Annotated in this window: 10 protein-coding genes; 3 read left to right on the forward strand and 7 right to left on the reverse strand. The window is 64.1% G+C overall.

Translation table 11 applies throughout. The features are described from left to right. The 3 genes from FQ755_RS02925 to FQ755_RS02935 all read right to left on the reverse strand — a co-directional run bounded on the left by FQ755_RS02925 (position 1) and on the right by FQ755_RS02935 (position 6,617). A complete protein-coding gene (locus FQ755_RS02925; protein WP_144150803.1) occupies positions 1-630 on the reverse strand; it encodes a response regulator transcription factor in 630 nt (209 codons plus the stop codon). Positions 631-971: 341 nt separating this feature from the next. After that, positions 972-4,895 carry a DUF748 domain-containing protein gene (locus FQ755_RS02930; protein WP_144150805.1) on the reverse strand — a complete coding sequence of 1,308 codons (3,924 nt, stop codon included), beginning with the start codon at positions 4,893-4,895 and terminating at the stop codon, positions 972-974. A 303-nt stretch (positions 4,896-5,198) separates the two neighbouring features. Beyond that, positions 5,199-6,617 (reverse strand): DUF1254 domain-containing protein, encoded by a 1,419-nt coding sequence (locus FQ755_RS02935; protein WP_144150807.1) that lies wholly within the window; start codon positions 6,615-6,617, stop codon positions 5,199-5,201. A 207-nt stretch (positions 6,618-6,824) separates the two neighbouring features. Here FQ755_RS02935 and FQ755_RS02940 point away from each other — a divergent pair, with 207 nt between their 5' ends. Both FQ755_RS02940 and FQ755_RS02945 read left to right on the forward strand, forming a co-directional pair. Next, positions 6,825-7,466, forward strand: a complete 642-nt coding sequence (locus FQ755_RS02940; RefSeq protein WP_144150809.1) for an FMN-binding negative transcriptional regulator — start codon at positions 6,825-6,827, stop codon at positions 7,464-7,466. A 195-nt stretch (positions 7,467-7,661) separates the two neighbouring features. After that, complete coding sequence (locus FQ755_RS02945) at positions 7,662-10,010, forward strand: heavy metal translocating P-type ATPase (protein WP_144150811.1); 2,349 nt, start codon at positions 7,662-7,664, stop codon at positions 10,008-10,010. A 103-nt stretch (positions 10,011-10,113) separates the two neighbouring features. Here FQ755_RS02945 and FQ755_RS02950 read toward each other — a convergent pair whose 3' ends face one another. Beyond that, positions 10,114-10,767 carry a glutathione S-transferase family protein gene (locus FQ755_RS02950; protein WP_144150813.1) on the reverse strand — a complete coding sequence of 218 codons (654 nt, stop codon included), beginning with the start codon at positions 10,765-10,767 and terminating at the stop codon, positions 10,114-10,116. A 222-nt stretch (positions 10,768-10,989) separates the two neighbouring features. Here FQ755_RS02950 and FQ755_RS02955 point away from each other — a divergent pair, with 222 nt between their 5' ends. After that, positions 10,990-12,378 carry a polyhydroxyalkanoate depolymerase gene (locus FQ755_RS02955; protein ID WP_144150816.1) on the forward strand — a complete coding sequence of 463 codons (1,389 nt, stop codon included), beginning with the start codon at positions 10,990-10,992 and terminating at the stop codon, positions 12,376-12,378. A 64-nt stretch (positions 12,379-12,442) separates the two neighbouring features. On the opposite strand, the gene FQ755_RS02960 is transcribed toward FQ755_RS02955, so the two are convergent. From FQ755_RS02960 to FQ755_RS02970, 3 genes are all read right to left on the reverse strand, one after another. Further along, positions 12,443-12,877: a cupin domain-containing protein gene (locus FQ755_RS02960; protein WP_144150818.1), complete on the reverse strand. Its 435-nt coding sequence runs from the start codon at positions 12,875-12,877 to the stop codon at positions 12,443-12,445. Between the two features lie 154 nt (positions 12,878-13,031). After that, positions 13,032-13,646, reverse strand: coding sequence for a flavin reductase family protein (locus tag FQ755_RS02965; RefSeq protein ID WP_144150820.1), 615 nt, complete (start codon positions 13,644-13,646; stop codon positions 13,032-13,034). 45 nt (positions 13,647-13,691) lie between these two features. Then, on the reverse strand, positions 13,692-14,606 hold the full coding sequence (locus FQ755_RS02970) for a 3-hydroxyacyl-CoA dehydrogenase family protein (RefSeq protein ID WP_144150822.1): 915 nt from the start codon (positions 14,604-14,606) through the stop codon (positions 13,692-13,694). Positions 14,607-14,671 lie beyond the last annotated feature (65 nt).

Raw genomic sequence — 14,671 nt, forward strand, 5'->3', positions numbered from 1 at the left:
TCAGTCAATCAGCTTTTGCAGCGTCGCAAATTCGATCAGCCCCGCCAGCGAAGACAGGCCGAGTTTTTCCTGAATGCGGCTTTTGTACGTGCTAACTGTTTTATCGCTAATGAAGAGCGCGTCGCCGATTGTCTTGTTCGACATGCCCTTCGACAGCATCTGCAGGATCACGAGTTCCTTGTCCGACAGCAGCTTGAGTTTATCTTCCTCTCCGGCTTCCGGCGACGACATCCCGGCTCCGCCCACGCTGATCGGAAACACGGTATAGCCCGCCAGCACGGCCTCCACGCCGCGCAGGATTTCCTTCATCTCCTGCGACTTGCCGACGAACCCCTGAGCGCCCGAGCGCACTGCGCGCGGCGCGAAGGTACCCGCGTCCTGCCCCGACAGCACCAGCACGCGGATTGACGGATGAACCAGCTTGAGACGCGGGATGACATCGAGCCCGCTAATGCGTGGAATATCGAGATCGAGAATAACGACGTCAGGTAGATACTGACGGGCCATTTCGACCGCCGTCTGTCCGTTATCCGCCTCGATCACGTCGGTTACGCCAAGCAGCTCGGAGAGATGCGTCTTGATAACCAGCCGAAGCGCCGGATGGTCGTCAACTATCAGAATGGTAGCCATTTATATGTTTTCCTAACCTGGTTCCAACCATGCCTCAACCTGAAAATGCACCGGTTGACGGGACGGCCGTATGCAAGGGATTTGCCAGCGCACGCCCTCGATCCCGTTCGCGTATGAACGGGATTTCGACGCTGCGGTTCGGGTAAGGAAAATCACCTGCGCGCCACGCTTCGTTTGTACGCATCTCGCACCGGGTTCGCCTTGCGGCATGCCACGGGCCTGATACGAAAACGCATTCCCTTAAGAAAGCTTGCAGTATGGACAGACCAAGCCGCGCAAGGAATGGGAAGATTCTTAGAGTACTGTTGTGCTGGATAACTTAACGGCGGGCGCGACGCCCTTCACTTCAAACCAAAATCGACACGCGTCGTCGCGCCCTTGTCCTTGATGCCCTGCGCGTCGAGCTTCGGCGCGACGATAAACACCCGGCTGCTGTCGATCTTGCCGTCGAAATATTGCTGCACGCTTTGCGCGCGCTGCTGCGCGAGCTCACGCAGACTGGCGTCGTTGATCGGCGCATGTTCGGCGAGCGCGCTCTTCATTTCGTCGTCGGGCAGCGTCTTGGTCAGGCCCACGAAGTTGCGCGGCTTCTTGAAGTCGGCGTCTTTATAGGCCTTGGTCAGATACTTGCTGTAGTCCTTTGGATCGACGGTGACAGTCGACAGGTCGACGCTTTCGCCATTTCCGACCACGTCCTTGATCTTTTCCTGCTTGACCAGCTTCTCCACGTACTCCGTGCGCAGCGCCGGCGTATCGACCGCCGGGTCGACGCGCCCAATCACGTCGATGCGGATCGACTGCTTGTCCGCCAGCGCCTTGGCGATGCTGTCGAGCTTCTTGTCGGCGGCATCGGAAAGTTTCGCGGACCCCGCGTCGAATTCCACGTAGCCCATTTCCTCGCCGCCACCGCCGAATGCATTCGCCAGTAGCGAGAACGGCGCTGTCACCGCCCTCTCCAGCAAATTCAGCACGGCATGCCAAATCAGGCCGCCAATACTGAACTCCGGATTCGACAGCGACCCGGACACCGGAATGTTCACGTCGATCTCGCCCTTCGAATTCTTGAGCAGCGAGATCGCAAAGCGCACCGGCAACTTGGTCGCCGTGTCGTTGTCGATGTGATCGCCGAACGTCAACTGATCGATGAAGATGTGGTTATTCGCGCTCAACTGGTCGTTATCCAGCTTGTAGTGCAGGTCGACGTTGAGCTTGCCCTTGGTGATCGGATAGCCCGCGTACTTCGCCGAATACGGCGTGAGATTGGTCAGTTCGATATCGTGCGCGCTCGCCGTCAGGTCGAGCGCCGGCTTCGCAATCAGCGGATTGACCGTGCCGCGAATCGACAGCGGGCCGTTGGCCGCGAGCTTGGCGGAGACATCCACCGGCGCCGAGGTGGTCGATTGCGTGCCGAACGCGCCGATCGTCCCCTGAATCCCGACCAGGTTCGCCGTGAAGTTCGGCCGGATGAAATTGTCGGTGTAGGTCACACGGCCCTGCTGCAGCACGAGTTGGCCGAAGTGCAGCTTGAGCGGCGCGGAAGATGCGGCGGAAGGCTGGACAGAAGCCGCGGCCGGGCCGGAAGCCGCTCCGGCGGCCGCAGCCGTTTTCGCGGACCGCGCCCCTGACGAGCCACGCCCCGTGGGCGCGCCCGCCACCGCCACTGCCGCGTCCGATGCCGGCACACTCGCCGAAGCCACCGCCGGCGCGGACGCCGGCACGACTGCGGCCACTCCCGCCGCCCCCCCGGCGGAAGCAGGCTCGGCAGGCTCAGGCGCCGTGCCGGGCGTAAGCGGCACCGGCTCCGTTTTGCTCTTGCTGCGCGTCAGCGACTGCGGCGCGCCGCTCGGCTGCGCCACCACGTCGGTGAGATTCAGCTTGCCCTGCGGATCCAGCAGCACCCGTCCGTAAAAATTCGAGAACGTGACGCGCCCGGCATCGACATTGGTGCCATGTTCGTCGTAGTCGGCCTTGAGATTGGTCAGCGCGAGCGAGCCCCACCCGGCGAACGAGTCCGAGGTCGCCTTGTCGAGCATACGCACGTCGACGAGCGCCGCGTTACCACGATACGAAGCCTTCAGATCCTTCGATGCCTGCGACATCGCCACGTCGCCCTTCATGTTCAGCAGCGCGCTCGCGATGGTCGCATTCAGCTTGCTGCCGAAGTAAGGTTCGAACGCGGCGGCGTCGAGCCGGTTGGCATCCACCTTCAGCGTCAGTTTCAGCGGTGTGGCGGTCACGTCGCCGCTCACACCCAGCGTGCCCTTGCGATTAAGTGTCGCCTGCAGGTCGATGGGCAGCGGCCGGCTCAGGTCGTCGCTGATCTGCTGCACTTTCAGTTGCAGCGGCGTGATGCTGAGCTTGACCGGACGCGGCGTGGAATTGTCCGTGAAGTTAGCGCTCGCATCCTTCAGGCTCAGTTCGTCGATCTTGTAGTGCCACGCCGGTCCCTGCTCCTGCGCCGTCTTGACCGCGTGGATCGCCGTGCGTTGCTGCGCCTCTTCGTGCGGTCCGGCGAGCGCGGCCAGATCAATTCTGCCGTCCTTCAGCCGTTGTGCATTGATCGCGAGGCCCGTCACGTCGACGCCGCTAATCTGCGCATTGCGTCCCGCGACGTCCACTTGCCTGACGTTCACCTGCCCCTCCGTGAGCGCGACGGCCGGTTCCTTGCCGCCACGGGTCGCCAGCTTCAGCGACTGCAGATTCAGTTGACTCTCGCCGACCTGAATGGCCGGCGGAGATTTGGACCAATCGGCGTTCACGCTGGCCGTCGCGGAGAGCGTGCCGTCCGTCACCTGGGCTGCCGTCACGCCGTCGAGATACGGCTGCAGCATCGGCAAAGGCAAGGTCTTGAGGTCGATCTTCGAATCCGCGCTTTTCGCCACGAGGCCGAGGGAGCCCGCGGCATCGAGCGAGCCGGGGCTGTCCTTGAACGCGGTGCTGACCGTGTAATGCGCCGGCGCCTGGGCCAAGGTCGAGAAATCCGTCAGCGACACCGCCAGGCTCTTCAGCCCGAGGCTCACCGGCCGGGATGCGGCGTTATCCTGAACGTTGACCGTGCCGTCGTTGAGCGCGAAGCGTTTGATCGCCAGATCGAGCGGCGCCACGGCCTTGGGCGGCGCGGCGGCGGCCGATGCGGCCTGCGGGGCGCTCGCGCCCCCCTGCGGGCTGCTCGCGGCAGGCGCCTTCGCGGCCGTATCGGCCGGCGTGAAAGTGCGCGTCACACTCAACACGCCGTCCTTGTCGCGTGACAGATTGACGGTAGGCGTGTCGAGGCGGATCTCGTCGAAGTGATACACGCTCTTCATCGGCTCGAGCGTCGCGGCGGCCACGTGCAGCGCGTGAGCGGCGAAGAACGGCTGGCGGTTTTCGTCGCGCACATCCAGATCGTCGAGGTCGACGGTCCCCGTCACGCGCAGCGAAGGCGCGTCTGCGGACATGATGAAGTTGAGCTTGAGATCGGTCGAGAGCTTGCCCGCCTGCACCGTCACCGGCAGTTTTTGCGGCGAATACGACAGCAGACGCGGCACGTCCAGCCCGTCGAAGCGCAGCGACACATCCGATTCGCGCGACGCGGAAAACGGCTTGGTTTTGCCGTCGATCGCGAGCGGGCTGCCGTCGATACGCGCGCGCAGCAGCGGCTCGACAAAGATGTCGGTCTTCGACGGCAAGGTGGCGATGAACGGGATGCCGAGCTTCCATTGATCGATCACGTGCTTCACGCCAAGCAGGCGATCGTCGAAGGTAATCTGGCCGTTTTCAAGACGGATGTTAGAGACCGAGAAAAGCGTCGGCTTGCTGTCCGGTTTGGACGGCTGGCTGGCGAACTTCTCGATCAGATCCGTGAAGTTGAAGCGCTGCGCGTCATAGCGAACGATGTTGAAACGCGGTGAATCGAGTTGCACTTCATCGACGATCGGCGCCCCGCGAAACACCGAACTCCATGACGGCTTCACGATCAGCCGCGAAATATCGATAAAGTCGCCCTGGCCGCCACGCTCGCCAATATGGATACGATCCGCTTCGAGCCGGAGCGTGTACGGATTGAGCGCGATGCGGCCGATGGTCGAAGGCCGGTCGAGCTGTTTGCTGAGTTGCTGCTCGGCGATGTGGCGAATCAGCGGCGGCGCCGCGAAAAAGCCCAGCAGGCCGAACACCACGAGGAAGATCAGCAGGCCGATCACGATGCGCCGTGTACGACGCGCCTGCGCGACACCGCGCACGGCCTGCAGGGATAACGCCAGGTTTGCTTTGTTGAGGCTTGCCATGCTCGGTCATGGGTGATGCGGCGGCAAGCCCGCCGCGATGACTAAAGTCCTGCCTCGGGCAAGTATATGTCTTGAGTCGTGCGCGGGATAGAAATGTAAGGCGAAAGAAAATAAACACTGAAATGCATGCATCCATGCGCCGGGCGTCGGCGCAATGGGCATGACGCGCTTGTGACGGTCGTCGTTGCCGTGCAGCAAACCGTTATTTCAGATTCCGAAATAATCGCTGATGAACCGAAGCGGCGACGGCAAGAACGTGTACGTCACAGTCACGCGGGCGCGACTGTGACGCACGGCCCTTCGTTATTGACGAACGAGCGGCGGCGGTTGCCAGGTGCCGTCGGTGGCTTGCGGCTTCGGCGCGTAAAGACGCAGCACGAGTTCAAGATCGGTGCGCGGCGCCGGCAGCCAGTTCGGCCCGCGCGCGCGGGCCGACGACACCACCACGTCGAGCGAGCCGTCACGATTGCGGCGCGCGCCATTGCGATCGCCGACGGCAAGCCGCGCCGGCGCACTTTCGCCGAGCGCGCCGTCCTTCGTGTAGGCGGTGATCGACCAGAAGCCGCGCACCGGCGGCAACTGGTTCGCCGCAAAGTGGATCACGTAGCGATTCGCGCCGTTCAGGGCGTGGCCGTCGCTGTCCTGCGTGACCGTGGCGCGCACTTCGTCGTCCTTCGTCCCGATACCGGGCTGCTCGTAAGCCGCGTAGGCACGCAGCGCGTAGTCCGGCCCGTAGCTGCCGACGCCGTCGCCGAACCAGCTCCAGCCGTTCACGCTCAGCAGATTAGGCGGCGGCGTCACCACCCGCTCACGGCCATCGCTGAGACCCGCGGCGATGGCGTCGCTGGCGTCCGGCAGCTTGACCGGCTGGCCCGGTTTCACGCCGAGGTCGGCGAGAATCTTCAGGGCATGCGGATCGTCCGGGACCGGCGAGTTGTCCTGCATGCCGTCCGCAAGGCGGCTGAAGAAGCCGTTCGCGTCGAGCGCGGCGACCTGCGCGGCCGGCGAGCCCGAAACCGCCAAAGCCGCAGCCGTGGCGGCGCTGCCGCCCGGCGCGTTCGCTGCCGGACGGGCATCGCTGGCATAGGCGCTCAGCGGCACGAGGCGAATGCCATGTTGCAGCTTGCGGATCAGCGTCAAATCGCGGCCGCCGTTCGACTGGATGCGCACCGTCACCCACGCGTTGCGGGTCGGCACGTCGATGCGCTTGACGTTCTTCGGCAAGTCGCCTTGCCAGCCGGGACCGACGAAGGCCACCGCCTGTTCCTTGATGCCGCCGGCACGCGGTCCGATCTGCGAACTCGTCGACCAGACCACATTGGTCCACATGTCGAGCGCGCGGGCGTCGACATAGCGGCCGTGCGAATCGGGCAACGCAAGAATCACCGGCTCCGCGCCGAGATCGAGCCAGCCGCTCGAGTCGAGCGTGTCGAGACCCGGTGTGGGCGGATTGGCCGAACCGACCGGCGGCAATGCCTGCGCTTGATGCAAGGTGTTGAGCGGCGCCTGGCCGGGATCGCTGCCGACCGCGGCGTCACGCGCCGTCTCCATCAACACGAGCGGATAGCCGAAAACATAGGAATCGGCCACCTCGTCCTTGATCCAGCCAGTTGGCTTGGGTGTGTCGATGGGTGTCGAGCCACAGCCGGCGAGGAATGCGAGCCCCGCGAACGACGCGCAGGTCCAATGAAGCGAAAACAGTTCTCGGCGATTTTTTATCATTCGTTCAGGTGGCAGAACGTTCGGTCCAGGAGGAAGCGCCGGGCAACAGTTACGGCTTGGCTCGCGTAGCTCCCAAGTCCCCCGCGAACGCGCCACGTATCTCGATCCCGACAACAACGGGTTGTATCGTATCCTTGACAGCTATCAAGCGCAAAGGCACAAACGCAGCTTTTGTACAACTCCCGCACTCTTGCCCCCGGAGCGCCCATGTACGTCCCCGCCCATTTCGAAGAGAACCGTCCCGAGGTCCTTCAACAACTCATCGCCGACCAGCCGTTCGGCACGCTGGTGACGGTCGGCCCCAACGGTCTCGACGCGAATCATTTGCCCTTTGAATTCGCCGCGGGAGAGGGTCCGCACGGCACGTTGCGCGCGCACGTCGCGCGCGCCAATCCGGTCTGGCAGGAGGTGGCCGAGCGGCCGGACACGCTCGTGATTTTCCAGGGGCCGGCTGCCTATATTTCGCCGAACTGGTATCCAGGCAAGCACGAAACGCATCGCCAGGTGCCGACTTACAACTACATGGTGGTCCACGCGCACGGCAAGATCGTCGTCCACGACGATGAAACCTTCCTGCGCGGTGTCGTCGCGCGGCTCACGCGCAAGATGGAGACCAATGAACCGAAGCCGTGGAAGATGGGCGACGCGCCGCCTGACTTTATCGCGCAGATGCTGGGGGCGATCGTCGGCATCGAGATCGAGGTGACGCGCATTGTCGGCAAATGGAAGCTGGGCCAGAACAAGGAGGCGCGTGATCGGCGCGGCGCAGCCGAAGGCTTGCTGGCCGCCGGCAGCGAAGTTCAGGAGGCGGTGGCCGAGGCCATGTTGAATGCGCCGCCGGAGTTCTAAGCGGGAATTTGCCTTGAGCATGCGCCGAAGAACGATGACCCGTACCTGTTCTGGCCCTACGGGGGTATCGGCCCGGCTCGGCTGGCTTATCGTCCGTCCTGAATGGCTTCGAACATCAGTCCTTGACCTTCCCATCATGGGAAGGTGAATACTGGACTCATGATGCGGCCTCACGCCGCCTGAGCCAATCTCACCATGACCGATCTTTCCACTCCCGAACACGTCGCGCAGACCAGCGCCGAACTCGATATCAGCGGCATGACCTGCGCGTCGTGCGCCATGCGGGTCGAAAAGGCACTGGCGAAGCTGCCCGGCGTCGCCAGCGTGTCCGTCAATCTTGCGACCGAAAAGGCCACCGTCAATCTCGCGGATGGCCCCACCGGCATCGATGCATTGATTGCCGCGGTCACCAAGGCCGGCTATCAGGCGACGCCGGTCGTCGCCGAAGCTGCCGCCGCCGACGCCCCCTCCGACGCGCAACGATTCCACGACCGCACCCGCCGCGAACTCGCCGGCGTGGTGACCTGCGCGCTGCTGACGCTGCCGCTCGTCCTGCCGATGCTCGGCGAAGGCTTCGGCTCGCATCGCATGGACGCGCTGGTGCCGCCATGGCTTCAGTTCGGGCTCGCCACGTTCGTGCAGGTGGTGTTCGGCGCGCGCTTCTACCAGGCGGCATACCGCGCCGTGCGGGCCGGCGCGGGCAATATGGATCTGCTGGTCGCGCTGGGCACCTCGGCGGCTTACGGCGTCAGCGTCTACGACCTGCTCATGCATCCGGGCGATCCGATGCATCTCTATTTTGAGGCATCGGCGGTCGTGATCACCCTCGTGCGCTTCGGCAAGTGGCTCGAAGCACGCGCCAAGCGTCAGACCACGGACGCCATCCGCGCGCTGAACGCGCTGCGCCCGGAGCGGGCGCGCATCCGCGTCGGCCGCGAGGAGCACGAGGTGCCGCTCGCGCAAGTGCGGGTCGGCATGGTCGTGGTCGTGCGGCCGGGCGAGCGGGTGCCGGTGGACGGCGTGGTGGTCGAAGGCCGCACGCACATCGACGAATCGCTGCTGACCGGCGAGAGCCTGCCGGTTTCCAAACAGACGGACGATCCGGTCACGGCGGGCTCGATCAATGGCGAAGGCGTGATCGCCGTCTCGACCCGGGCGACCGGCGCGGAGACCACGCTCGCGCGGATCATCCGCCTCGTCGAAACGGCGCAGGCCGAGAAGGCGCCGATTCAGCGCCTTGTCGACCGTGTCAGCGAGATCTTCGTGCCGGCGATCCTGGTGCTTGCCCTGCTCACGCTGGCCGGCTGGCTCGCGGCCGGAGCGGGCGGCGAAACCGCCCTGCTCAACGCGGTCGCCGTGTTGGTGATTGCCTGCCCATGCGCGCTTGGCCTCGCGACGCCCGCCGCCATCATGGCCGGCACCGGCGTCGCGGCGCGCCACGGCGTGCTGATCAAGGACGCCGAAGCGCTGGAAATCGCCCATCGGGTCAAGCTCGTTGCCTTCGACAAGACCGGCACGCTGACCGTGGGCCAGCCGTCACTGACCGCGTTCGAACCGATCGGACTCGGGCGCGCCGAGGCGCTGGCGCTCGCGGCCGCCGTACAGCGGCACAGCGATCATCCGCTCGCGCGGGCGGTAATGAAGGCGTATGAGGAGGCGATGCCGTTGGACGATCGCGACGCTTCCGGATCCGACGGCGAAGTGCTGGTTGCCCACGCGAAGACGCTGGCCGCGACGGCGGCGTCCAAAGCTCGCGCGGTACCCGGACGCGGCGTCGAAGCCGAAATCGACGGCCGCGCGCTGGCGATCGGCAGCACGCGCTGGCTCAACGAACTGGGCATCAAGCTGCCCGCCGAACTCACGGCCCGCGCGCAACAACTGGAAAACGACGGCAATACGGTTTCGTGGCTAATGAGCCTGGCAGGCCGCAATACAGAGAGCGACAGCAGTCGCACCACGCCGCCCGCCGCCCTCGCTTTGCTCGCGTTTGGCGACACCGTCAAACCCACGGCCCGCGCCGCCATTGCACGCCTGAAGCAAATGGGTATCCGCAGCGTCCTCGTGACGGGCGACAACCACGGCAGCGCGGCCAGCGTCGCGGCGGCGCTCGGCATCGACGAAGTCCACGCTCAGGTGCTGCCGGAAGACAAGGCGCGAGTGATCCGCGATCTGAAGATGCGCACCGCCGGCATCGTCGCCATGGCCGGCGACGGCATCAACGACGCCCCCGCGCTCGCCGCCGCCGACCTCGGCATCGCGATGGCCACCGGCACCGACGTCGCCATGCATGCGGCCGGCGTCACCTTGATGCGCGGCGATCCGGCCCTGGTCGCCGACGCCATCGATATCTCGCGCCGGACCTGGCGCAAGATCCAGCAGAACCTGTTCTGGGCGTTCGTCTATAACCTGGTCGGCATTCCGCTTGCCGCATTCGGCTTGCTGAATCCGATGCTGGCCGGAGCGGCGATGGCGTTTTCAAGTGTCAGCGTGGTGACGAATGCGTTGTTGCTCCGCACTTGGCGTGCGGGCCGGGAGGCTCGCTGAGGAATGCGAGGGACGCGCCCCAGGCGTATCAGGAAGACGCGGGACGGCGGCACTGGCGAGTCAACACGGCTGACGGGTTGACTCGCTAGTGCCGCCGTCCCGCTCAAAACTCGACGTCCAGCTCGTCGATTTCATCCACTTCCCGTTGTGCGTCGGCTATCCACTGCTGCATCTCCGGCAGCGCGAGAATGCGCTGTCCGTATTCGACGATATCCGGATCGAGCTTGACGTCGTAAGTGACAAAGCGGGTCACCACCGGCGCGTACATGGCGTCGGCGGCACTGCGTTCGCCGAACAGAAACGGGCCGCCGTACTGCTCCAGACATTCGCGCCAGATGGCGACGATCCGATCGATATCGGACTGCGCCCGCGCCCACACCTTGAAGCCCGGAAAATGCGCCTTGAGATTCATTGGCAGTGCAGAACGTAGCGAACCGAATCCCGAATGCATCTCGCCGCTGATCGCCCGGCAGTGCGCCCGCGCGCGCCGGTCTTGCGGCAACAACCTGGCATCGGGTTGCACCTCGTTTAGATACTCGGCGATCGCCAGCGTGTCCCACACCTTGATGCCGTCATGGAACAGGCAAGGCACGAGAATCGATGGCGACAGCAGCAGCAATTCGGCGCGGGCGCTGGGATCGTCGACGGGCATCACGATCTCCTCGAAGGGCAAGCCGCTGAATTTCGTCAGCAGCCAGCCACGCAGCGACCATGACGAATAGTTCTTGCTGCTAAGCGTTAGCGTGGTATTCGCCATACGAATCTCCTCCTGAGCGGGCGCACATCCGTGCCACACGGTTTGGGCCGCCGCGTGCACGTTCCGGTGCGCCGGCGCACCAAATCACGGCAAAACAGGCACCCCAGGCGAAGTAGCGCAAATGCTATGCCAGCGTGAAGCGGTGCCCGACACGCCGCGCGGCGTTGGCACACCTATTGCCTCTATTCGGTCTCCTTCCTTTTGGGCATTCGTGCGAAGGCTATGAACCTGTTCGCATATCCCGCATACCAGGCCTTCGCCGACCTGATGCTTCCGGCCCGTCACGGCGCTGCGCTCATCAATCATTCGCTGGATGCGTGGCCTGCCTTTCGCGACACGCCGCAAGGGCGCTCGCTGCGCGCGTCATGCGACCTGATTACGTTGGCGGGCCTCACGCACACACGGCCGCCGTTCGGGCTGAATGAGATCGTGGTGGACGGCAAGCCCGTCAAGCTGGTCGAGGAAGTCGCGACACGCACGCCGTTCGCTTCGCTGGTGCATTTTCGCAAGGAGACGGCGCCGTCGCCGGCCCAGCCACGCGTGCTGGTGATCGCGCCAATGTCCGGACACTTTGCGACGCTGCTGCGCGGCACCGTCAAGACCATGCTGGCCGAGCACGACGTCTATATCACCGACTGGCACAACCCGCGCGACGTACCGCTATCGCAGGGCCGCTTCGGCTTTGACGAATACGTTCAGCACGTCATCGATTTCACCGCGAAAATCGGTGCCGGCACGCATTTGCTGGCGGTGTGCCAGCCGACGGTCGCGGCGCTCGCGGCGGTGGCATTGATGGCCGCGGACGACCATCCCGCCCAGCCCGCCAGCATGACCTTGATGGCCGGGCCGCTGGACACGCGCATCAACCCCACCAAGGTCAATGCCCTCGCCAAAAGCAAACCGATCGAGTGGTTCGAGCGCAACCTGATCAGCGCGGTGCCGCCCGGCTTTGCGGGCGCGCACCGTCGCGTGTATCCCGGCTTCGTGCAACTCAATGCATTCATGGCGATGAATCTCGGCCGTCACCTCGACTCCTTCGAGACCATGCACTACGAGCGCGCCAAAGGCGATCCCGTCAAGGCAGATACGATCTGGACATTCTATGAGGAGTACTTTGCAACGATGGATCTGACCGCCGACTTCTATCTGGAGACGGTCGAAACCGTGTTTCAGCGTCATGCGCTGCCGCTTCATGAACTGCACGTGGGCGGGCGTCTGATCGAACCGTCGAAAATCCGCCGTACCGCTCTGCTAACCGTGGAAGGCGAGAAGGACGATATCTGCGCGGTCGGACAAACGCTCGCCGCACAGGACATGTGCGACAAGCTGCGGCCTTATCTGAAGACTCATCATGTGCAGACCGGCGTCGGGCATTACGGCGTGTTCAACGGACACCGCTGGGAGCGGCATATTTATCCGCGAGTGCGCGCGGTGATCTACGACAACGAGCCGCGCGCCGTGGCCGTGAGTTCGCGCGCACGGGCGATCAAGCCGGGCGTGCCGGCGGCATTGGCGCCGCTCGCCGCGCCGGCTGCCTCCGCGGTGAACGCACATGCCGCCGCGCCATCCACCGGCGACGCGCTCCCGCCGCATCAAAGCAATCTTGTCTGAGATGCGGCGAGAAATGCCGGGCGGGCGTCATGCTTCGCCGCCGCGAGATGCATAAGCGTAAGCGTCATGCTGCAACGCTTTTCCACGGCGTCACCGCCGGAACGTCGCACGGACCTTCGACGTCAATCGATTTGAAATCGGCCGGTGAAACTATTTCGATGTACTCCATATCTTCCGAGTAGTCGAACAGATAGTGAACAATGCCGGGCGCCTGGTGTACACAATCGCCGGCGGCGACCAGCGTCTCCTTGTCGCCGTACATGAAGCGCGCCCAGCCCTTCAGCATGATCACAATGTGGAAATCGGCCTCATGACGGTGCCAGCCGGTGCCTTGCTCTGGTGCATGATTCGCCTTCACGAGCTGGGCCAACACCTTGCCGCCCGTCGCCTGCGCAATGCCCAGATCACGGTAGAGAAAGAAGTCGCGCAGGCCCTGATCCTCATACGAGGTGTCTTGCGGACGGATATGCGTGAACTGCGTGGCGAATTCGGTGGACATGATCGCGCTCCAGAAGGATGAACGGGCAAGGAAAACGGCACGGTGAGCGTCGTTTTCAAGCATCAAATGTTCCAGCTTCGTGGTGCGTGGTCCAAGGCCATATCAGGCTGCATCAGGCGGTCGCGGCAGCATGATTGTCCAGCCGGTTTTCAACTTATGCAGTAGGCCTGAACATCTCGAACATCTCGCCGATCTCCGCATAATCCGCGCGATAACCCGCGCGCATGACCGGCTGAGCCGCATGCGTATCGAACAGGCCGTCCTTGAGATAGGCGGTCTGAATGTGAACACCCACTACTTGACCGAGCGCCAGATAGTTGTCCATCGGCTCGCCCGCGAGATTATGCAGCCGCACGATCTGCAGCAGCTTGCATTCGAGTGCGGCGGGCGATTCACCGACGTGCGGCACCGACACGCTGCGGCCCGGCGCCGGTGTGAGTCCGGCGAGCTCGAATTCATCGACCTCCGGCGCGACCGGCGCGGAGCTGCGGTTCATCTTCTCGGCCAGCGTCCTGCTGGAGAGATTCCACACGAATTCGCCAGTCGCCTCGATATTGCTGATGCTGTCTTTGCGGCCTTCGCTACAAAAGCCGATGATGGCCGGAAAGGTCGCGAAGGCGCCGAAGAAACTGTACGGCGCCAGATTGAGTTGGCCGCTGGCGCTGCGCGTCGAGATCCAGCCAATCAGGCGCGGCGCCACGATGGCCTTGAACGGATCATGCTTGAGACCGTGGCCTTTGGCCGGATCGTAGAAATAGGTGTCGTTCATGTCGAGAGCCTGAGTGTCTGTGATTGTTGGTGGGACGTTCGGTCGTCAGCCGCGGCCGATGATTCGCTTGCGGCCTTCCTTCACCCGCGCCAGGTCCACCTCGTCCCAATCGTAAAAGCCCGCGCCGCTGCGCGCCCCGACGCGCCCGGCGTCCACCTGCTCGCGCAACAGGTCGAGCACGTCTTCGTCTTTGGCGAGTTCGGGCATGAGGTGCGTGGCGATGTCGAGGAAGGTGTCGAGGCCGCCCAGGTCCGCGCCTTCGAGCGGGCCGATGATGCCCCAGCGGCGTCCCAGCGACGCCTTCATCACCCGGTCCGCCACCTCCGGCGTCGCCGCGCCCGAGCGGACGATGTTGAGCGCTTCCCGCAGCACGGCGAACTGCAGGCGATTGCCGACGAAGCCCGGAATCGCCTTGGCAAGCACCACCGGCTCCATGCCGATTGCGCTCATCAGGTCGACGGTTTGCTCGGTGACTTGCGGGTCGGTGGCGCTGCCGGGTACGACTTCGACAAGCGGAATCATATGCGGCGGATTCCAGAAATGCGCAATCAGAAAACGCCCTTTCGCGAGCAAGGGCGCGGCCAACTGATCGGGCGTGAAGCCGCTGGTATTGCTGGCGAGAATGGCATCGGCGGCGAGCAGTTGCGTCAGCGACACATACAGACGGTGCTTCAGTTCGAGCACCTCGGGAATGGCTTCGATGACGAATTGCGCGGCGGCTATCGGCTCCAGCGTCGCGTGGATTTCGATGCGCGCGAGCGCGGCGCGCTTCGCCACGACATCGATCCGGCTCGCGTCGATCAGTTCGTCGAGCACCGCCTCGGCCTTCGGCGCCACGCTCGCCAGACGCGCGGCATCGACGTCGTGGACGATCGTGCGATGTCCGTGCAGGGCGCTTTGCGTCGCAATGCCCACGCCCATCAAGCCGGTTCCTATTACGCCCACTACTGCTTTGTCCACGCTGCGCTCCCTGCCGGATTCGTTGCTGAAAGCGCCTAAGGATAGCGCAGTGCGGGAAAGTGCGA

This window comes from Paraburkholderia sp. BCC1885 (genome assembly GCF_900996235.1).
Classification (GTDB): domain Bacteria; phylum Pseudomonadota; class Gammaproteobacteria; order Burkholderiales; family Burkholderiaceae; genus Paraburkholderia.